Raw genomic sequence first — 20,064 nt, forward strand, 5'->3', positions numbered from 1 at the left:
GGTTGCCCGCATGAGGCCAGTTTCAGGTTGATATAGAGATGCAATTGGCGCCTAGCCGCCGTTTCATCCGGCTCGGCCGCGCCCAACCCCAGTGCTCTCGCTAAGTCCATGGCTGCTCCCCGCTGCTTATCTTATGGTGGCGGCATCATAGCGGAAAGCGCGGAATTAGGGCAGTGGCAACGACCGCGACGGCCGTCCGCAATCGCAGGGTGGGCGCCGGAAAAATACGGCATTTCACACACCCCTATAAGTGATTTGCCACGATTTTCGGGTTGCCAACCCCAACATCGCTAACGCGACAGTCCAATAGTTCCCGAAATGCCTGGGTTTATCGAGAGCTGGCATACCCATTGCGGATTTCCAGGGTTTTATCCGCCAAATTTGCCGCGGAGGCAGCCCATGACCGCCATCACGTTACACCAGCAGCAAATCGTCGAATTGTTTCGCGACCACCGGGACACCGTCGTCGCTTATTTACTGCAGCGGGTTAACTGCCCGGATACCGCTCAGGACCTCAGCCAGGAAACCTATTTGCGTTTGCTGCGCAAACAGGAACTCAGCCACGATGAAAACCTGACCGGCTATCTGTTTCGTACCGCCGAGCGCCTCGCGATTGACTTTGTCCGCCAGAGCCGCCGCCGGGAACTGCGCGAGACGGCCATCGACGAAAACCTGCCCTGCCCGGCCCAGCAACCGGACGAATCTGCTATGCTTAGCCAGCAGTGCCAGCGCTTGCTGCAAGCCATCGCCGGACTTCCCGACCAATGCCGACACATTTTTTTGCTACGCAAATTCGATGAACTCAGCTACCACGAAATCGCCGAGCAACTGGGTATTTCCGAAAAGACGGTTCAGCGCCAATTGGTCAAAGCCATGCTGCGCTGTCACCAAGCTCTGCTAGCGACCGGTTAAAGTCCGCGATGAAGACCGCCGCCGATCAACAAAATCTGCTCAAGCAAGCCGCGACTTGGTTCGTGGAACTGCAATCGGAACACTGCACCGATTTGCTGCGCCAACAGTTCGAAGACTGGCTGACCGAAAGCCCCGCCCACAGTCAGGCGTATTTCGAAATCGAGCAACTTTGGGGTGATATCGACACGCTCAAAGGCCGGGAGGTCCCCGGCCTGAACGACGCTCGCGCCGCCGGCCGACGCGTCTGGCGCAAAACCTCCGCACTATTCAGCGCTCTGCTCGTCTTTGGCTTTCTAAGCGGCGTCTGGTGGCAACAGGCCAGCGCCCCCGTGGATACCTACCAAACCGGCATCGGCGAACGCCGCACCATTGCCCTAGGCGACGGCTCGAGCATACAACTAAATACCGCGACTCGACTCAGCGTCAAACAGTCCTGGTTGCGCCGGGAAGTCGAGTTACAGCAGGGCGAAGCGCTATTCAATGTCGTCCACCGCGCTTGGCAACCGTTTGGCGTGGCCGTCGGCGATCTTCGGATCAGCGATGTCGGCACCGTGTTCAATGTCCGACGCAGTGCGGCGGGAACGGCGGTGGCGGTTCTGGAAGGCGAAGTGGCATTGCGCAAGGAATCCAGCTGGATCGGCCAGAATTTGCGCGCCGGTTTCAGCCGGCAAATCGACGCCAACGGCCGCTGGCTGCCAACCCGGCCAACCACCCGCGAACAATCCCTCGCCTGGACCGACGGCCAACTTTGGTTCGACCATACACCGCTCGCCGATGTGACGGCGGAGTTGGAACGCTATCATCCGGTACGCTTTGTTTTGGCCGCCCCCGAACTGGCGCGCCAGACCGTCAGCGGCCGTTTCGACGCCGACGATTTAAAGCCGTTTTTGCTAGCAATCGAGAAAATCCTGCCGGTGCGGGTACAGCAGCAAAAGCAGACCATCGTGTTGCATCCGCGCTAGGCCCGATACCCAATCAACTTCGGCTCGGCGAGCTCTTCCAAGACCCGCTGCATCGCGTAAAAAATATTTGTCCAGTTCCGCATGCCTTGATCGTTATTTAGATTCAAGGCAAGCACAGTCTTGCCGCAATCCACGCAACCAGGAGATCATCATGAAGATTGGACTATTGGCACCGGCCCGGCCGCGCCGTGCCTTACCCTTATTGGCCTTGGCGCTGGCGGCCAGTTTCGAGGCGTTTGCCGACGATTCCGCCAACCGTTTCGATTTGCCGCCGCAACCGCTGGCGGCGACCTTGGAACAACTGGCTAAATCCACCGGCACCAAACTGATTTATGCCGATGCGGTCGTGCAAGGCCTAAGCGCCGAGGCCCTGCGTGGCCAGTTCACGATAGGCCAAGCCTTGCAGAAAATTCTGTCCAAAAACGGACTGCAATACGAAACGGTCGGGGACGGCATGATCGCCATTCAAAAAGCCCCGCCGCCCAAACCGAAAGCAGTCAACGACGATTCGATTTTCGAACTCGGCGCGGTCACGGTCAGCGACCAACCCGAAAACGGCAAATTGACCAGCAAGGATATCGCCACCTCGGTGGACATCATGTACGCCGACAAGATTGCCGATCAAAACGTGCTGACGGCCTACGACTTATTCCACCGCATGCCCGGCGTCCAGGTGACGCAATTCGGCCAAGGCATCACGACCGGAAAAATGTCGTTTCGTGGTTTCAACGGCGAAGGCCGGGTCAACGCGGTTAAACTACTGATCGACGGCATTCCCAGTAACACCAACAGCGGCGACACCTATTTCATCGACTCGCTGTTTCCATTGGACATCGAGTCCATAGAGGTGGTGCGCGGCACCAACGACGCCCGTTACGGCCTGCACTCCTTCGCCGGCAACATCAGCATGAACACCACCACCGGCGGCAATTACGTCAAGGGCCGGGTCGGTTACGGCAGTTTCAACACCCACGAAATCCAATCCGGACTGGGCTACGAAAAAGACGGTTTTTCGCAAAACTACCAAATCTCCTACCGCGCCAGCGACGGCTACCGCAATCACGCCGATTCCGACAAAAACAGCTTCTCCGGCAAATGGTTTTACGCGCCCAGCGATAAGTACAAAATCGGCCTGATCGCCCGCTGGAGCGAAGCCGGCGCTCAGGAACCGGGCTATATGACGTATCAGGAACAGTTGCTCAACCAAACCCAAACCTTCGCCCGCAATGCCACCGACGGCGGCAAACGTACGGTTGGCCAAGTCAGCACCCATTTGGACGTCAACCTCAGTCCGACCTTGTTCTGGTCGTCCAAGGTTTACGGCAATTTGTTCGACGACCAACGCTACGTGACCTACGGGCCCGGCGCGGCTCAGCAAGAACGCAACCGCGACGAGATCCAGTACGGGGCGATGACCTCGCTGACCTACCATCCGGTCGTCAGTTGGCTGGACGACTTCTCGCTGGAAACCGGGTTCGACTTCCAGCAACAGGAAAACAAATATCTGCGTTATCTGACCGACAGCCGCGTTCGCCGCAGCACGGGTTTGCGTAACGACGAGAAGTGGGATTTCCTGAACTACGGCGGCTATATCCAAGCCGTGATCAAGCCGTTCAAATGGTTGAAGCTGACACCGGGCTACCGGGCCGACATCATCGACGGCAGCTTTTTCAACTACCGTCCCAACGCCTCGTTCGGCGCTTACCCGTTGAACGATTACGGCACGATTTCGCAGCCGAAAATCGGCGCGGTGATCACACCGATCGAAGGCTATAGCCTGTACGGCAACTGGGGCCGCACCTTCCAGGTCGGACTGGGTCAGGCGACCTTCATTTTCCGCAACCAAGCCAATATAGGCCCCTCGTTGAACGACGGCTGGGAGGTCGGAGTTAAGCTGAAACCGGTGGATTGGGCCGAAGGCCGGGTCGCGTATTGGGCGCAAGACGCCAGCAACGAAATCAGCCGCAATCTGGCCAGCGTCGATTCGACGATGATCGGCGCCACCAAGCGCCAGGGCGTGGACATAGAGATCAAGGTCTACCCCACTGACAAAGTCGGCGTTTGGGCATCCTATTCTTTGCAGGAAGCAAAAGTCACTAACCCACCCGCCGTCGCGGCTGGCACGATGGAATACACAGCCGGCAATCAGGTAGTCAATACCCCGAATTATTTGTTTTCGGCCGGTATCGACTACCAAATCCTGCCGCAACTACGCTCGTCGCTGTGGACCAGCGGCCAAGGCGACTACTTTGTCGATCAAGCCAATCAACGCGGCAAATACGGCGAATATGCGCTGCTGAACCTGGATTTAGGCTATCAAGTGACCAAGGAAGTGGAAGTGCAATTTCAAGCCAAGAACCTGACCGACGCGCGCCGGGAATACGTGTGGTATGACGAAACCTTCGGCGCCACCGCCCAGCCGTTCTTCTCGCCGGGCGACGGTGTTGCCTTCTACGGCGCGGTCAACGTCAAATTCGATTATTGATGTCCAAGCGCCTTGGCAGCGCCCGCCGCTTTTGGCGGGCGCTGCATCTTTACCTGGGACTCAATCTGGGTTTGTTGCTGACGCTGACCGGCATTACTGGTAGCGTGCTGGTGTTTTACCAGGAACTGGACCCCATCCTGGCGCCGGAGATAATCGCCCAACCGAACGCCGGCCCGCCGCTCGGGTGGGAAGCCATTTATCAGGCTCTGCGCCGCGCGGAACCGGATCGGCCGCATGGCTGGCGCCTGGAAAACCCGGAAAATCCGCTGCGCGCCGTCACCGCCCGCTATTACAAGCCGGTCGAGACCGAACAGAAATCGTTCGCGCCGCTATTGGTATCGGTGGACCGTTACTCCGGCCAAGTCGTGCGGCGCCAGTTTTGGGGCGACAGCCTGACTACCTGGCTGTACGACCTCCACTACACCCTGTTGTTGGACAAACCCGGCAAGATCGCCATGGCCGTGATCGGCGGGTTGACGATGCTGGCTTTGATCAGCGGTTTATACCTGTGGTGGCCGAACCCGGGCAAATGGCGGCAGGCGTTGACGCTAAAGCGACGCGCCAGCCGCGAACGCCTGGTCTACGATCTGCATAAACTGGCCGGCGTTTACGGGTGGCTGGTGTTTGCGGTACTAGCCGTGACCGGTATCGCGCTGGAAATCCCCGAATACGTGAAACCGTTGGTGATGCAGGCTTCACCTATGCACGATCCGCCCAGCCCGCGATCCGTTACTTTCAGCGGCAAACGCATTGATGTGGATGCCGCGGTAGCGGCGGGAATGGCGCGCTATCCGAACGCAGCGCTGGTTTGGATCGAAACGCCGCATGACCCCACCGGCAGCTACCGCATCAACCTGCGCCAGCCCGGCGAACCGGGCTGGCGATTTCCAAAAACCAACGTCTGGATCGATCAATATAGCGGCGAGGTGCTGGCGGCGAACGCCCCGGAGAATTTCAGCAACGGCGAGTTGTTGTGGAGTTGGCTGCACCCGCTGCATAGCGGCGAAGCCTTCGGCTTACCCGGCCGCTTGTTGATTTTCTCGGCTGGGCCGCTTTGCGCGCTACTTTATGCCACCGGCTTGGTCCGCTGGCTGCAAAAACGCCGAAGCCACCAACCGTTTAAACGGCTGGACCGCTAATCGAAGCGCCTCGGGGCGTTTCGAGCATTAAGACGGTGCGGGTGTTAAGCCCTGTCGTCGAAGAAACGGCAAGATTCGATCGACGGAATCACCCCTCGACCCGGCGGAGACTTAAACCGAATCCCTGCCGAGCTTGTCTAGGCATTGCGCTGGCGTACTAAGAACCGGAATCCGCGAAACAAAAAACCGAGCGAAAACACCACTACCGAGAGTAAAGCGAAATTCTTAATCGTAAGGAACGTCAGCAATCGCGCTAAAAACCCGTCCTCGTTGGCTCCCACCCCGGCCACGCCGTCCGGATTTTGGCGAATATCCAAAACCACTTTACCTCCGGCCTGGGTTGGCGACAAAACCGGCACCGGACCCAAATCCGGGGACACCTCCATACTGTTTTCCAAAGCGGAAAATCCCAGGAAATCAAAGCGCTGGTCCAAGCCCCAGCGCTCTTGAGTATCCAGCATCCACTGCCTGAGGGCCTGATCGTATTCGGCCAAGCGAGAATTGATGGTTTCATCCAACGCTTTGATATCAAAATAAGTCCATAGCAATCGGCTATACGTTTCTTCGCCGATTTTGCTTCGAATGTCGTTCACCAGTTGATCGTAGGCCGGCGCTTCAATCGCCAAACCATATACCTGCTGAAAACGGTCATTGATGTCACTTTGTCCTGGGAGCGAATTTTGCGCGACATGGCCGGTCATCAGCGCCTCCATCCGACGCTGTTCGACCAACAGCGCCTGAGTCATCGCCACTTGCGCCGAGAAATCCGCCGCAAACGGCTTACGCTCGACATTGGCCGCCGGAATTTCTGTAGCGGCCGGCGTCTGTTCGACGCGAGCGGAGGCGGGCTTGTTGTCGCGGCCGACCGTCGCCTCGGCAGCGCCTACCGAACTTCCGCCAGCCGTTGACGCGCCGGCCCATGCCGGGCTTCCCGCGCTCAACCAGACACAGGCCGCCACGCCAACCAAACGAGACCACCTGAAAAGACTGGCCCGAAACAACGCCACGCCCGCCTTACCGTCCGGCATCGCACCGCGCCAAGCCGGCGGTCCATAACATCCAAACTCCAGTCAAAATTATCTCCCGTTGAAGAAATTCCGCCGCTTGGGCGCCAAAAAATTCTGTTGGACGCGGCCTCGGAACAGCGCCGCCATCGCATATTGCGCAAAAAAACCGAGAGCCACGACCCCGGCATGTAGCGGATAAAACCGTCCGCGGAGCTCGGCTATCGGCGTCAAATGCGCTCTGTCGCTACTCAATAAAAACTGCAGCGCCGAAAAGACTTGATCGTATTTCAGCACGTACTGCTCGGTTCCCCAGCTCACTAACCAATATCCCGCTTCGAACGACACCAGCAATGCCGCCAAAACCATCAAAAAGCGCTTCATCTTGAAAAAGACCGTGCCAACCGCCAGCGCCGAACTCAACCAACTCACCAAAAACCAATAAATGCCAATATTCAACACCGCCCAGGCGTAACCGCCGTTCGGCAACAGCTCGGTCAGATTATCGGTCGCGGCCCGAGCGACGACGATCCAGAACCCAACTGGCAACACCACGGCCGCCCAAACACCGCCCATGACGAATAACTTGGTGAAATTGCCGGAACGCGCCAGCGGCAATAAGGCCAGATGGTTGCCGCCTTGCTGCAAAATCGAAAAAATCCCGAATAAGCCCAAAAACCGGACCGCCAATTCCAACTCGGGATTAACCGACAGGATCGGCGAACCAACGATGTCATGCAGGCTTTCCAGCGGCAGACATACGCGAACCATCAGCCATGCTCCCAAACCGTGCAACGCCAAAACCTTGGGACAAAAACTCATGCCGCCGCCGCGCCCCACCGCATTTAATAAAAACGCCAACGGACCGCCGAAGCACCAAAAAAACAACACTGTCAAACCGAAAGCGCTCAGCACCGGAAAATCGGCGGAAAACCACTCCCGAACGTTGTAAGGCGTACCCGCGTACTGTCCAACCCAGGCCAGTACCGCCCAGGTCACGCTCACCCCCAGCAACATCGGCCACCATCCACCATTCGCGGACCTGCCTATCGCTGGCGCGTTCCGCGACTCACCGGGCACCGACGACGGGTCGCCAGGCACTGACCGCGAGTCTTCGTAAAATTCGGCCAGCACGCGCCCGGCCACTAAAAACCCCAACAGACCACCGCCGATTTCCAGCAACAAATCGGTCATATCGGAGTTTTTACCGGGGATAAACATCTGCCCGGATTCAACGGTCAACGCGACGACGGCAACTGCCGCGCCCGACACCCATCGGCGCGCTCGCTTCGCTAGCCCTGCGAACATCATCCGGCAAAAGCCACCTACCGGGACAAAAAATAGCAGCTTGTGGAATACCTCGGTGATTGCCCGGTATTCAGTGCCGTAGTAATACGCCCGCAGAGGGACGCTGAAAAACCGGCTCTCCCAACCGAGCAGCGCTTGACGCTCGAAACGAAAATCGTAGGGATACCAAAGGGTCGCGACCAACAGCAAACCCCACAACGCGTACCCGAGCCACCCGTAAAGCGTTAAGCGCTGCCGTAACGTATTGCCGTGCGGTCCGGTCCCCGATTGCAAGCTACCCCTGCCCAACGCCCGCAACCCCAAAGCGCCGCCAACCATCGCCAAACCAATATCGGTCACATCGGTTACCCGGCTGTAAACAAACAGCTGGAAACCCTCTATCGCCAGCGCCGACCAGAACACCCGCCGCAACATTTGCCCAGGCGTCATCGGAGTCAACTTGGCCCAAAGCCAAGGCACCGGCACCCAAAGCACGACATCGGCCAAAATATCGTAGACATTCCTCAGCCAATCGCCAGTCAGACCACCGAAAGGCAGCAGGATAATCCGCCCCTCATGCCACTTATGGTAGAACTCGACCGGGCTGAGGGTCAGATCCAGCGGCAACACGCTGTAACCGAATAAACCGGCCAAATAAAGTTGCAGATACGGTGTGACGCCGCGATGTCGAGCTTGCCATTCGGCCAGCCAAGCCATCAATCTCTCGCCCCACAGCCACCAAGCGGCCAGCCCGATCGCCCCGCCAAAGCTTTCCGCGACCACGTCGTTGATCGAAACAGTGCGCGGCGGGAAAAAGACCTGAGTGAATTCAATACCCACGCACAATCCCAAGCCCGCCAACCACGCCAGCGGTGTCGCCGCGATCCGTACCGCCTGGCTCCGCTGGTAGGACCACCAGCCCAACCAGCCAAAAGTCAACGGCACGAACAGCAAGATGTTGGCGACCCAGTCCGCTCGCGAAGCGATGCCCAGGTCCAAATAGCGAATTTGTTGAAACTGTTGCCAGCCCTGAGCGAACGACAAACCGTTATATTGCCACGGCACCAAGCTGCCGTAGATCACAAAGACCGTATATAAAATACAAGCCAGCAACAGCCGGTTTTTCACGACAACACCGAAAGTCCGCTCATCGCAATTCCGAATAGCGTCGATTGAAGGTTTCCACGAATTCGTCGAATCTATCGATCGCCAAATCGTCGATCCCGGCCGCCGCCTTCCGGCCGCCGCCGCCGAAGCCGGCGCATAGTTCGTCGGCGCCAACCTTGTTGGTCAACGGCGCGCGGACGCTGACTTGGTAACCGCCGCGATCGTTGGCGCCGACAATGGCGTGGGCGCGGTCCGGTGCGCGGTTGGCCAGCGCGTTGGCCCACACGCCGCTGACTCGCCTGGCCCATTTTTGGTCCGGCAACAGGAAAACCGCGACTGCCTCGTTGCTGAATTCAGGCTCCAACCCGGCCGCCGCCGCCATATCGGCTGCGTATCCATCCAGCAATTGCCGATACAATTCCGGTTGATCGGCAATGAATTCGAACGGTGTCGCGTAAACGCCCAAACGGCGGAATAAAGCGTCCGGAGCGATATTCAAATCCGCCAGACAACTGCCGTAAGCGTTGTAATTGATGCAAATACCGAGCTGGCGTAACTCAAGCAATTGCTGTGCCGATAAACCAAGAGACTGGGCCGCCGCCGCCGCGCCGGCATCGAGATTGTCGCCGTAAGCCCCCACCACCGCCCATGCGGCGTGGCGCCCGGCCAAATGCGCGTTCATCAGCAAACTGGTGCAGCAGTCGGACGCGGTATCGATGCGATGGCTAAATTGGGGATGTATCGGAATGTCGCCGGCGAAATGATGGTCGATGTAAAAAATATCGACACCGTCCGCCAACAACTTCAATAGCGCCGCCCGATTGCGGTCCAACGACACATCCAGGACCGTGACCCGGTCGCCGGCCAGCGCCGGCACGCGCTCCAGCAGCGCGATTTCGCGCTTGACGCCGGTCACCAAGATCGAAGACTCGGGATAAGCCTGCCGCCATTGCAGCAGAGCGCAGATGCCGTCGGCGTCGCCGTTAAAGACGTCGTATTGCATCGCCCGCCTCGTTGCGTTCGGCGGCAACGATGCCGCGCGCCACCAAAACCCGCATGACCTGCTCCACGCAAGCCTCCAGCTCCGCCTGATCGGTATTCACAATCAATTCCGGGTGGTCCGGCGGCTGGTAAGGCGACGAAATGCCGGTGAAATGCGGAATTTGGCCTTGCCGGGCTTTTTGATACAAGCCCTTGACGTCGCGGCTCTCGCAAACGCTCAGACTGCAATTGCAATAAATCTCGATGAAATCGCCGTCGGCGACCAAGCGCCGGGCCAGTTCGCGTTCGGCGCGAAACGGCGAAATAAATGCCGTCAGCGTAATCACGCCGGCTTCCAACATCAGCTTCGCCAATTCGCCGACCCGGCGGATATTCTCCTGACGATCGGCGTCGCTAAAGCCCAGATCGCCGCACAAGCCGTGCCTGACGTTATCGCCGTCCAACACGAAGGTCAGGCAGCCCAGTTGGTGCAAGCGCTCTTCGACCGCGTGCGCCAACGTCGATTTGCCGGCCCCCGACAGACCGGTAAACCAAAGTATCGCCGAGCGATGTCCGTTCAACGCCTCGCGCCGGGCGCGAGTCACGCTGGCATGATGCCAAATCGTATTCAGGCTCTGTTGTTTCATGCCGTCCCTAACCGGTTAAAAGGCTAAAGACTACTTGATTCGGCGCTTGCAAACAATTACCCCAAAATGTCGCAGGCCAACTCCGTCCGACCGCCGGCCGTTTTGGCATTCACGCTCGCGGCCGTTATCATAGCCGGACCGGCCGCGTAGCGAGCCGGCCCATGCCCGCCGCCCCTGCCGACCGGAAAACTGTGATGAGACACCCCGAATTCCCGCTAATCGACGATCTGATTTACCTGAACCACGCCGCGGTCGCGCCCTGGCCGAAACGTACCAGCGCGGCGGTGATCGCGTTTGCCGAGCAAAACAGCCGCTACGGTTCGCACTTTTACTTGGACTGGCTGAAAAAACAAACCGAGCTGCGCGAGCAGTTTCGCGACTTACTGAACGCACCGTCCGCCGACGACATCGCGCTGGTCAAAAACACCTCGGAGGCGCTGTCCTTCGTCGCCTATGGTCTGACTTGGCAAGCCGGCGACAACGTCGTCTCCAGCAATCAGGAATTTCCGTCCAACCGCCTGCCCTGGCAATCGTTGGCCGACCAAGGCGTCGAATTCCGCGAAGTCGATCTGCGCGGCGGCGATACGCCGGAGGACGCTCTGCTGGCCTCCACGGACGATCGCACCCGCCTGCTCACCATCAGCTCCATCCAATTCGCCGACGGTCTGCGCCTGAACATCGACAAACTCGGCGAGTTTTGCAAAGCCCGCGGCATCCTGTTTTGCGTCGATGCCATCCAAAGCCTGGGGGCGGTGCGATTCGACGTGCAAGCCTGCGGCGCCGATTTCGTGATGGCCGACGGCCACAAATGGCTGTTCGGCCCGGAAGGCCTGGGGGTGTTCTACACCACGCCAGCCGCGCGCGATCGTCTGAAATTGACCCAATACGGCTGGCACATGATGAAGGACACCCATAATTACGAAAACCGACCCTGGGAAATCCACCCGACCGCCCGCCGCTTCGAGTGCGGCAGTCCCAACATGGTCGGCATACACGCGCTGTCCGCCAGTTTGTCGCTGCTGCTGGAAACCGGCATGGCCGGCGTCGAATCCTTGGTACTGGAACGCGCCGCCTATTTACGCGAGCGGATCAGTGCCGATCCCAGGCTGCAATTGCTCAGCCCGCCGGCCACCGGGCTACATTCCGGCATCGTCACCTTTCAACACCGCCGCGCCGATAATGCCACCCTGTACCGGCATCTGCAGCGCAACCAAGTCGTCTGCGCGCCGCGCGGCGGCGGCATTCGCTTCTCGGCGCATTTTTACAACAGTTTTGCCGAACTCGACCGGGCGCTGGACATCGCCGGCGCGGCGGCCTGAGCGGCGGCGAATCCGGTGTTGCGAAATTTTGCGTTCTTAAAACTGCTCGGCTTTCGCCTGCTGGTGGTACTGGCCTATCAAACCACGGCCACCGTGGTCGGCTGGCATCTTTACGAACTCACCCACGATACGCTGGCCCTGGGCTTGGTCGGCCTGGCGGAGGTGATTCCGTACTTTTGTTGCGCGCTGTTCGCGGGCTACGCGGTCGATCATTATTCGCGACGCTGGTTCGGCGTGGCCGCCAGCCTGTTGCTGTGCCTGAACGGTTTGCTGCTGGTCGCCGTCGCGGCCGGCCGCATGCCGGGCAACGCGGAAGGGTGGATTTACGCCGGCATCGCCGGTACCGGCGTGGCCCGCGCCTTCATCGGCCCGACTTACGGCGCGCTGTTCGCGGCGGTGTTGCCGCGCGAACTTTACGCCCGAGCCGCCGGCCTGGGCAGTTCGGTGTTTCAATTCGGTCTGGTGGCCGGCCCGGCGCTGGGCGGCCTGTTGATCGCGGCGGCCGGCAAGATCGCCGCCTACGGCGTGGCGGCCGGACTGGCGTTGGTGGCGACCGTGGCTTTGCTGATGCTGCGCATCCAACCCCGGCCGCCGGCCGCCGCCGCGCCCATCCTTGCCAGCATCGGCGAAGGTCTGCGCTTCGTGTTCGGTAATCAGATTGTGCTGGGCGCCCAGGCGCTGGATATGTTCGCGGTGTTGTTCGGCGGCGCGGTGGCGATGCTGCCTGCCTTCGTCCAGGACGTGTTTCATTACGGTCCGGAAGGCTTGGGCATTCTGCGGGCCGCGCCGGCGAGCGGCGCGGTTTTGACCGGTCTGGCGCTGGCCCGGTTTCCGCTGGAGCGCAACGCCGGCCGCTGGCTGTTGGCGGCAGTGGCCGGCTTCGGCTTGTGCATGATTGGTTTCGCATTGACTCCGCTGTTCTGGCTGGGCGCGGCGGCGTTGATGCTGTCCGGGGTGTGCGACGGCGTGTCGGTGGTGATGCGCAGCACCATCATGCAGCTGGCGACGCCGGATGCGATGCGCGGCCGGGTCAGCGCGATCAACGGCCTGTTCATCGGCTCGTCCAACGAACTGGGCGCGTTCGAGTCCGGCCTCGCCGCGCGTTGGCTGGGACTGATTCCATCGGTGATTTTCGGCGGGACGATGACGTTGCTGGTGGTCGCCGCAACCGCCGGCTTGGCGCCGAAATTGCGCAAGCTGGACTTACGCCAGCTGCATTGATCAACGCGTCCGCATCAGGCCGTCCAACGTCAACCCGCAACTGGGCGCGAAGGCCCGCATGAAAAACACTACTTCCGGTTGTTGCAAGGCCTCAATGTCGGCAACCAATTGCGCGGCGGCCAGCTCGAACTCGGCATTGCCGGCCTTCAGCTCGGCCTGGCATTTCAGATAAGCCGAAATCTTGTCGGCCGCCTTGACCAATTGCCGTTGCGATTCCGGCAACAAGGCTTGGCAAAGCAGCGGCTGAAAGTCGCCGCGCATGGCCTCGGGCAACAGGTTCAACAATTCAACCTCGGCCTGCTGCTCGATGCGCCGGTAGGCGGACAGAATTTCCGCCGAATGGTATTTGATCGGCGTCGGCAGATCGCCGGTGATTACTTCGGTGACATCGTGGTACAACGCGGCGGCGGCAACCGCGTTGGCATCGACGTCGCCGCCGAAATAGCGATTCTTGATCACGGCCAGCGTATGCGCGATCACCGCCACTTCCCAGCTATGCTCCATCACGTTTTCGGCATGGGCATTACGCTTCAAGCCCCAGCGCTTGATCCAACGCAAGCGCGACAAATACGCATAAAAACTGCTGACGACATCCTGCACGGTCATGCGGACTAGCTCAGTCGGCGGGCTCACGCCCGGCCTGGCTATTGTAAAACTGCTTGGCGGTGCGGCCGTTTTTGGCGGCGTGCAAATGGGCGAAATCCAGCGCGGCCTTGTGCAAAATCGCCCGGTCGCCGGGATAATCCGGAAAATAACTGTCAACGATGTCCAGATAGGTCTGGGTAGGTTGCGGATAAAACGCCAAGCGCAGACCGAAGCGGTCCGACAGCGAGATTTTTTCCTCGATGGCGTCCGAGTAATGCACCTCGCCGTCGATCAATAGCGTATCCAGATTGTCGCTCATCCGCTCCGGCAACAAATGCCGGCGATTGGATGTGGCGTAAAACCGGACGTTTTCCGGCGGCAATTCGATAGAACCTTCCAGCACGCTTTTCAGCGGCTTGTAGAGCGTATCGCCGGCTTCGAACGACAAATCGTCGCAATAAACGATAAAGCGTTGCGGGTGCTCGCGAATTTCGTCGACGATTTCCGGCAAATACAACAAATCCTGTTTATCCACTTCGATGACCCGCAATTCGCGGTCCTTGTACGCGTTCAACAAGGCTTTGACCAACGAGGATTTGCCGGTACCGCGCGCACCCCACAGCAAGGCGTTATTGGCCGGCCGGCCGGCCAGAAAGCGTTCGGTGTTCGCCACCAATTGGCGTTTTTGCTCGTCGATGCCAAACAACTGTTCCAGCCGAACCGGATCGACCTCCCGCACCGGCCGCAGATAAGCCTGGCGCTGGCGCCAGATTGCCGCATAAGTTCTGTTCCAATCTATCATGTCGTTTTCCAAGTAGGGCCGGCGATGCCGACGCAGCGAACATCGCGTTCGATTGTCTAATTTTTAGTCAATTTAACATCACTGTAGCCGCGACAACAACTTAGCCATCTCGGTAACGGCTTGCCAACAGACTTATCCACAGCTTTTGTGAACAAGTCCTTGGCCATGTGGAAATCATCGACTCCACACTATGCCGCTTTTCCGCCCCAATACGGCCCAAAACCGCGCCGGCCGAATCAGCCGGCGCTCGCCAGCGGCACGCTATCGACTTCGCGGCGGGCCTGGGCCGCCGCGGCCACCATCGCCGCCAGCGCCGGCCTGACCTCCTGCCACTGGCGGGTTTTCAGGCCGCAATCGGGATTGACCCATAACCGCTCGGCCGGAATATGGCGGGCGGCCAGCGTCAACAGGTCTAGCATTTGCTCCCGGCCGGGGATGTTAGGGCTGTGGATGTCGTAAACGCCGGGCCCAATATCGTTGGGATAGCGGTAATCGCCGAAAGCATCCAGCAAGGCCATGTCCGAGCGCGAAGTTTCGATGGTAATCACGTCGGCATCCAGTTCGGCGATCGCGGCGATGATGTCGTTGAACTCCGAATAACACATGTGGGTGTGAATTTGCGTCGCGTCGCCGACGCCGCCGGCGCTGATTCGAAACGCCCGCGCCGCCCAATCCAGATAGTCCGGCCAATCGGCGCGCCGGAGCGGCAAACCTTCGCGAAAGGCCGGTTCGTCGATTTGAATTACCCGAATGCCGGCCTTTTCCAAATCGACCGCTTCATCGCGAATGGCCTGCGCCAATTGATAAGCGGTTTGCGCTCTGGGCTGATCGTCGCGGACGAAAGACCAGTTCAACAGCGTGACCGGCCCGGTCAACATGCCCTTGACCGGCTTGTCGGTCAAATATTGGGCGTAACGGCTCCAGGCCACCGTCATCGGCTTGGGCCTGGAAACGTCGGCGTAAATGATCGGCGGCTTGACGCAACGCGAACCGTAGGATTGCACCCAACCGTGGCCGGTAAACAGGAAGCCGGCCAATTGCTCGCCGAAGTATTCGACCATGTCGTTGCGCTCCGGCTCGCCGTGCACCAGCACGTCCAGGCCCAGTAGCTCTTGTTCGCGGATGCACTGCTTGATCTGGCGTTCCATGAAGGCCCGATAGTCGGCATCGGCCAGCGCACCCCGCTTGAAATCCAAGCGGGCCTTGCGAATTTCCGGTGTCTGCGGAAAAGACCCTATCGTCGTGGTCGGAAACAACGGTAGATTCAATTCGGCCTGCTGCATGGCCCGCCGGATCGGGAACGGGCTGGCGCGCCGGTCGAGTTCCCCAACCGGACCGTTTGCGCGGCCTGACACGGCGCCGCCAAAACCCGCCGCGCGCCGCCGCGCCGCCACGGCCGCCTGCGCCGCGCCCCACTCCGGCTGAGCGGCATCCACGCCTTCGGCCAACGCCAGACGCAACAACTCCAATTCGGTTAACTTTTGTTTGGCGAACGCCAGCCACGGTTTGACGGCGGGGTCCAGCCCGGCTTCGCGTTCCAAATCGATAGGCACGTGCAACAACGAGCAAGACGGCGCCAGCCATACCTCGCCCGGAAATTCCCGCCGCACCCGTTCGACGGTCGCCAGCGCCGCCGCCAGATCGCTGCGCCAGACGTTGCGGCCGTCTATCAGACCCAGCGACAGCACCTTGCCGCCGTCCAGCCCGGCCAGCGCGTCGAGTTGCACGCCGCCGCGCGTCAGGTCCAGGTGCAAGCCGGCCACCGGCAACGCGCAAGCCAAGGCCGCGTTGTCGCCCACCCCACCAAAGTAAGTCGCCAGTAACAGCTTCGGCGCCGGCGCTTGCAGCTCGGCATAGGCTCGCGCGAACGCGGCGCGCCAATCTTCCGGCAAGTCCAAGACCAGTATCGGTTCGTCGATCTGCACCCATTCCACCCCCTGCTCGGCCAATCCTTGCAGAATTTGCCGGTACACCGGCAGCACGCGTTCCAGCAGGCGCAGTTTGTTGAAATTGCCGGCGCTTTTCGCCAGCCACAGCCAGCTGAGCGGGCCGAGCAACACCGGTTTGGGCCGGTAACCCAAGGCCTGCAACTCGCGGGTTTCGTCGAACAAGCGCCGGCTGGACAATGCGAAAACCTGGTCCGGGCTCAGTTCCGGGACCAGATAGTGGTAATTGGTGTCGAACCACTTGGTCATGTCCAGCGCCCGGCAGCCGATACCGTCCGCGCCGCGGCCGCGCGCCATCCGGAAATAGGTGTCCAAATCCACGTCGCCGCCGGCCCATTCAAAGCGCGACGGCACCGCGCCCAGCATCGCGCTGGTATCCAGCACGTGGTCGTAAAGCGAAAAATCGCCGACCGGCAGATAATCCAGACCGCAACCGGCCTGCAAATGCCAATGCTTGGCGCGCAGCTCGGCGCCGACCGCGCGCAGTTGGTCGGCGTCGATTTCGCCGCGCCAATAGCGTTCCAGCGCAAACTTCAGTTCGCGGCTTTTGCCTATCCTGGAAAAACCTAAATTGTGAATTTTTATCATCGATAACCGCCTATTGTTGAATGTTTAACAAGTCAGGCATTGTATTCAGGCAATTGAATGACGATAATCGATGTTTTCTCACTAACTCATGAGGGAAATTCATAACCCATGGAATTGATCCACTTGCGCATCCTGCTGGCCTTGCAGCGCCACGGCACCCTCGGCGCCGCCGCCGAAACCCTGCACCTGACCCAATCGGCGCTGTCTCACCAAATCAAAAACCTGGAACAGCGGCTGGGCGTGACGCTGTGGTACAAGCAAGGCCGCTCGCTGGTGCTAAGCCAGGCCGGGCGCTACTTGTCGGAAGTGGCCGAGTCGGTGATCGCCACCGTCGATTCGGCGGAAAGCCACTTGGCGCAGCTGGCCAAGGGCAAAACCGGCAAACTCACCATCGGCATCGAGTGCCACGCCTGCTACGAATGGTTCCGCAACATCCTGCAGCCCTACCTGCGCGCTTGGCCTGATTTGACCGTGGAAGTCACCTCGCGCTACCGCTTCGAGTCGCTCGAGGCCATCCGCCAGTACAAGCTGGACGCGGTGCTGACCTCCGACCCGGTGAACAACGGCCTGCTCAGCTACCAGCCGTTGTTCGATTTCGAGCTGGTGTTGATCGTCGCCGACAGCCATCCGCAGGCCGGCCGCGCGGAAATCATGCCGGCCGATCTGCGCGGCGAAACCGTGTTGACCTACCCGGTGGCCCGCGAGCGGCTGGACATGTTCCGCAAGGTGCTGCAGCCGGCCGGCATCGAACCCGCCGCTCACATCCAGGTCGAGGAGACCGACATCATGCTGCAACTGGCCGCCGCCGGCCGCGGCGTCTGCCTGCTGCCGGAATGGCTGCTGGCCGACAAATCCGCCAAGCTGAACCTGACCGGCCTGCGCTTCGCCGGCCTGCCGCTAAGCAAAACCATGTACCTGGCCTGCCGGCACGAGGATGCCGAATTGGAATATTTGCGCTGGCTGGTGGCGCATGCGGGTGGGGCGGTGGGATGAGACGTTTTAGATGTTAGATGGGAGTTTCCAGCGGATGTAAGTGGAGTGAAGGCGCGCGGAGTCCTGGGATGTCATCTGAAATAGATTGAACATCCCGAACTATTGCGAATATCCAATATCAACGGCACGGTTCTAAAAAATGTAGCATGTGCCGACGCAAGGCGGCGCATCTGTCGCGAACGGTGGGCCTGACGGCAGCACCCTATATTCCGCGCACCTTATGGCCTGGTCTCGGAAATTGAATAGCCAAAGCCATTCGATTGCGCATACACTGTGCGCATTAAAAGTACGCGAGGAATAGCCATGCAACCCGCCGTTAACCCGACTGCCCCCAAAAAAGCCGCCAATCTCAGTATCAACAGCGAGTTATTAAATCAGGCCAAGGCATTGCAGATCAATTTATCCGCCACGCTGGAGCGTGCGCTGACCGAAGCCATACGCGACAAGCAACGGCAGCAATGGCTGCAGCAAAACCGACAAGCTATCGAAGACTATAACCAACGTATCGAAACCGAAGGCTGTTTCAGCGATAGCTTGCGGAGTTTTTGATGGCGCAGTTCACCCTGTACCACAATACCAACCGCCAAACCCAAGGCCGCTATCCTTTTTTACTCGACGTACAGAACGATTTTCTCGATGCGCTGAAAACCCGGCTGGTGGTTCCTGCTATCAACCTATCCGGGCAGAAGCCCATCACCCATTTGAATCCGGTGTTTGAATTCGAACAACAGCAATACCAGCTAATGGTGCAGGAAATGGCGGCCATTCCCGCGAATAATCTGGGTGCCAAGGTGACGGAGTTGGTGGCATTGCGGAGCGAGATACTGGCGGCTGTGGATTTGTTGATTACGGGGATTTGATTGGGGAAGGTGTCGCTATCACGAGTAGATTCAATGCCGATTTCCGCACCGGCGGGCCTTATATTGGTTTGACGCGTAGCCTGGATGAAGCGGAATCCGGGATTGGGGGATATTGATTATTCGGTTTCGCTATCGCGACGGCTTTTTTAAGTCGGGTCTCGGCCCGACAGCCGAGATACTTTTCTTTGCGTGTCCAAAGAAAAGTATCCAAAAGAAACGACACCCCATGCCACTTTGATCCTGCGCTCCGGAGGGTTTGGACGGGGTTTTCGGAAGGGCTATCCATAGCCCTCCGAAAACGCGATGCATCCCTGCATCGCCCCTGTCGGGCAAATCCGTCCAAACCCTCCGGTGCTCGGCGCGGCATCAGGGGAGAAAACCATCCCAAAATCGAAGTTTATAAACTCAGGATCGGTAGGTCTGATTAGCGAAGCGTAATCGGACGCATGTCATCCGACGGTTTTCAATAATAAAAGCCTAAATAACAAATTGATTTCGCGGATCGAAAATCTCGGCATTCATGTTGCGCATAATGAATCCGTTTAATAACAAATCTTCAATTCATTTTAATGTTCTTCAAAATTTGACGAAGCTCATTTCGTAAAATACAACATTCGTCCAATTATGCTTCGCTAATCGGACCTACGCGGGCTGCAACCGGCCGGAATCGAGCCCGCCGCCCATATTCCGGTCGAGGAAACCGACATCAAGCTTCAACTGGCCGCCGCCGGCCGCAGCGTCTGCCTGCTGCCGGAATGGTTGCTGGCAGGTAAATCCGCCAAGCTGGACCTGACCGGCCTACGCTTCGCCGGCCTGTCGTTAAGCAAAACCATGTACCTGGCTTGCCGGCACGAGGATGCCGAGTTGGAATATTTAAGGTGGCTGGTGGCGCATGCGGGTGGGGCGGTGGGTTGAGGCGCTCCAGACGTTAATTGGGAGTTTCCGGCGGATGCTATTGCAGGATATGCTGACTTGTTTAGTAAAACACAGCATTCGTGCGGTTAGCGAAGCATAATCGGACCGACGCGGGCTATAAAAATAATATTTATCATGAGCGACTTGAATGAAATACTTGATTAATTAGATATTCCGCGCATCTTTTCTCGTTAGCGCTAAAAGTGACATTGTTTTTAAGCAAATGGTTGCAAATATTTTTTATGTCACTATTGGTTCTTTTTGTTTTTTGCAAAATATCATCAATATATCGTTTATTAAACTGATTTTCT

The 20,064-nt window shown here is 58.9% G+C and carries 17 protein-coding genes; 10 read left to right on the forward strand and 7 right to left on the reverse strand.

The genetic code is table 11. The features are described from left to right. The first annotated feature begins 399 nt into the window (after positions 1-399). The 4 genes from AC3B8H_RS07925 to AC3B8H_RS07940 all read left to right on the forward strand — a co-directional run bounded on the left by AC3B8H_RS07925 (position 400) and on the right by AC3B8H_RS07940 (position 5,498). Positions 400-912 (forward strand): RNA polymerase sigma factor, encoded by a 513-nt coding sequence (locus AC3B8H_RS07925; protein WP_488441057.1) that lies wholly within the window; start codon positions 400-402, stop codon positions 910-912. Between the two features lie 8 nt (positions 913-920). Then, complete coding sequence (locus tag AC3B8H_RS07930) at positions 921-1,874, forward strand: FecR family protein (protein ID WP_488441058.1); 954 nt, start codon at positions 921-923, stop codon at positions 1,872-1,874. A gap of 151 nt (positions 1,875-2,025) precedes the next feature. Beyond that, complete coding sequence (locus AC3B8H_RS07935) at positions 2,026-4,359, forward strand: TonB-dependent receptor (protein WP_488441059.1); 2,334 nt, start codon at positions 2,026-2,028, stop codon at positions 4,357-4,359. Beyond that, on the forward strand, positions 4,359-5,498 hold the full coding sequence (locus AC3B8H_RS07940) for a PepSY-associated TM helix domain-containing protein (protein WP_488441060.1): 1,140 nt from the start codon (positions 4,359-4,361) through the stop codon (positions 5,496-5,498). The genes AC3B8H_RS07935 and AC3B8H_RS07940 overlap by 1 nt, the downstream gene beginning before the upstream one ends. 137 nt (positions 5,499-5,635) lie before the next feature. On the opposite strand, the gene AC3B8H_RS07945 is transcribed toward AC3B8H_RS07940, so the two are convergent. The 4 genes from AC3B8H_RS07945 to cysC are packed head-to-tail and all read right to left on the reverse strand — an operon-like array spanning position 5,636 to position 10,524. After that, positions 5,636-6,526 carry a hypothetical protein gene (locus tag AC3B8H_RS07945; RefSeq protein ID WP_488441061.1) on the reverse strand — a complete coding sequence of 297 codons (891 nt, stop codon included), beginning with the start codon at positions 6,524-6,526 and terminating at the stop codon, positions 5,636-5,638. 48 nt (positions 6,527-6,574) lie between these two features. Next, positions 6,575-8,917, reverse strand: a complete 2,343-nt coding sequence (locus AC3B8H_RS07950) for a VanZ family protein (RefSeq protein WP_488441062.1) — start codon at positions 8,915-8,917, stop codon at positions 6,575-6,577. A gap of 19 nt (positions 8,918-8,936) precedes the next feature. Beyond that, a complete protein-coding gene (locus AC3B8H_RS07955; RefSeq protein ID WP_488441063.1) occupies positions 8,937-9,899 on the reverse strand; it encodes a DHHA1 domain-containing protein in 963 nt (320 codons plus the stop codon). Continuing rightward, on the reverse strand, positions 9,880-10,524 hold the full coding sequence (gene cysC, locus AC3B8H_RS07960) for an adenylyl-sulfate kinase (protein WP_488441064.1): 645 nt from the start codon (positions 10,522-10,524) through the stop codon (positions 9,880-9,882). The genes AC3B8H_RS07955 and cysC overlap by 20 nt, the downstream gene beginning before the upstream one ends. A 194-nt stretch (positions 10,525-10,718) precedes the next feature. Between cysC and AC3B8H_RS07965 the strand changes: the two genes are divergently transcribed. Both AC3B8H_RS07965 and AC3B8H_RS07970 read left to right on the forward strand, forming a co-directional pair. Continuing rightward, on the forward strand, positions 10,719-11,843 hold the full coding sequence (locus AC3B8H_RS07965) for an aminotransferase class V-fold PLP-dependent enzyme (protein ID WP_488441065.1): 1,125 nt from the start codon (positions 10,719-10,721) through the stop codon (positions 11,841-11,843). A 15-nt stretch (positions 11,844-11,858) separates the two neighbouring features. Further along, positions 11,859-13,064, forward strand: coding sequence for an MFS transporter (locus AC3B8H_RS07970; RefSeq protein WP_488441066.1), 1,206 nt, complete (start codon positions 11,859-11,861; stop codon positions 13,062-13,064). Here AC3B8H_RS07970 and yfbR read toward each other — a convergent pair whose 3' ends face one another. From yfbR to metE, 3 genes are all read right to left on the reverse strand, one after another. Beyond that, entirely contained in the window at positions 13,065-13,670 is a 606-nt protein-coding gene (yfbR, locus tag AC3B8H_RS07975; RefSeq protein ID WP_488441067.1) for a 5'-deoxynucleotidase, read from the reverse strand. A gap of 10 nt (positions 13,671-13,680) precedes the next feature. After that, positions 13,681-14,451, reverse strand: a complete 771-nt coding sequence (locus AC3B8H_RS07980) for an ATP-binding protein (RefSeq protein ID WP_488441068.1) — start codon at positions 14,449-14,451, stop codon at positions 13,681-13,683. Positions 14,452-14,687: 236 nt separating this feature from the next. Further along, a complete protein-coding gene (gene metE, locus AC3B8H_RS07985; protein ID WP_488441069.1) occupies positions 14,688-16,985 on the reverse strand; it encodes a 5-methyltetrahydropteroyltriglutamate--homocysteine S-methyltransferase in 2,298 nt (765 codons plus the stop codon). Positions 16,986-17,093: 108 nt separating this feature from the next. Between metE and AC3B8H_RS07990 the strand changes: the two genes are divergently transcribed. From AC3B8H_RS07990 to AC3B8H_RS08005, 4 genes are all read left to right on the forward strand, one after another. Beyond that, positions 17,094-17,978 (forward strand): LysR family transcriptional regulator, encoded by an 885-nt coding sequence (locus tag AC3B8H_RS07990; protein ID WP_488441070.1) that lies wholly within the window; start codon positions 17,094-17,096, stop codon positions 17,976-17,978. 303 nt (positions 17,979-18,281) lie between these two features. Then, the gene (locus AC3B8H_RS07995) at positions 18,282-18,527 is read left to right on the forward strand and encodes a type II toxin-antitoxin system CcdA family antitoxin (protein WP_488441071.1); all 246 of its coding nucleotides are present in this window, start codon (positions 18,282-18,284) and stop codon (positions 18,525-18,527) included. Then, positions 18,527-18,838, forward strand: coding sequence for a CcdB family protein (locus tag AC3B8H_RS08000; RefSeq protein WP_488441072.1), 312 nt, complete (start codon positions 18,527-18,529; stop codon positions 18,836-18,838). Before AC3B8H_RS07995 ends, AC3B8H_RS08000 begins: the two co-directional genes overlap by 1 nt. 651 nt (positions 18,839-19,489) lie before the next feature. Further along, positions 19,490-19,753 carry a LysR substrate-binding domain-containing protein gene (locus tag AC3B8H_RS08005; RefSeq protein ID WP_488441073.1) on the forward strand — a complete coding sequence of 88 codons (264 nt, stop codon included), beginning with the start codon at positions 19,490-19,492 and terminating at the stop codon, positions 19,751-19,753. Positions 19,754-20,064: the final 311 nt, after the last annotated feature.

This window comes from Methylomonas sp. BG-2 (assembly GCF_057766305.1).

Coding starts and splice junctions, on each gene's coding strand:
- AC3B8H_RS07925 (WP_488441057.1), top strand. CDS start 400: ATGACCGCCATCACGTTACACCAGCAGCAAATCGTCGAATTGTTTCGC.
- AC3B8H_RS07930 (WP_488441058.1), top strand. CDS start 921: ATGAAGACCGCCGCCGATCAACAAAATCTGCTCAAGCAAGCCGCGACT.
- AC3B8H_RS07935 (WP_488441059.1), top strand. CDS start 2,026: ATGAAGATTGGACTATTGGCACCGGCCCGGCCGCGCCGTGCCTTACCC.
- AC3B8H_RS07940 (WP_488441060.1), top strand. CDS start 4,359: ATGTCCAAGCGCCTTGGCAGCGCCCGCCGCTTTTGGCGGGCGCTGCAT.
- AC3B8H_RS07945 (WP_488441061.1), bottom strand. CDS start 6,526: ATGCCGGACGGTAAGGCGGGCGTGGCGTTGTTTCGGGCCAGTCTTTTC.
- AC3B8H_RS07955 (WP_488441063.1), bottom strand. CDS start 9,899: ATGCAATACGACGTCTTTAACGGCGACGCCGACGGCATCTGCGCTCTG.
- cysC (WP_488441064.1), bottom strand. CDS start 10,524: ATGAAACAACAGAGCCTGAATACGATTTGGCATCATGCCAGCGTGACT.
- AC3B8H_RS07965 (WP_488441065.1), top strand. CDS start 10,719: ATGAGACACCCCGAATTCCCGCTAATCGACGATCTGATTTACCTGAAC.
- yfbR (WP_488441067.1), bottom strand. CDS start 13,670: ATGACCGTGCAGGATGTCGTCAGCAGTTTTTATGCGTATTTGTCGCGC.
- AC3B8H_RS07980 (WP_488441068.1), bottom strand. CDS start 14,451: ATGATAGATTGGAACAGAACTTATGCGGCAATCTGGCGCCAGCGCCAG.
- metE (WP_488441069.1), bottom strand. CDS start 16,985: ATGATAAAAATTCACAATTTAGGTTTTTCCAGGATAGGCAAAAGCCGC.
- AC3B8H_RS07990 (WP_488441070.1), top strand. CDS start 17,094: ATGGAATTGATCCACTTGCGCATCCTGCTGGCCTTGCAGCGCCACGGC.
- AC3B8H_RS07995 (WP_488441071.1), top strand. CDS start 18,282: ATGCAACCCGCCGTTAACCCGACTGCCCCCAAAAAAGCCGCCAATCTC.
- AC3B8H_RS08000 (WP_488441072.1), top strand. CDS start 18,527: ATGGCGCAGTTCACCCTGTACCACAATACCAACCGCCAAACCCAAGGC.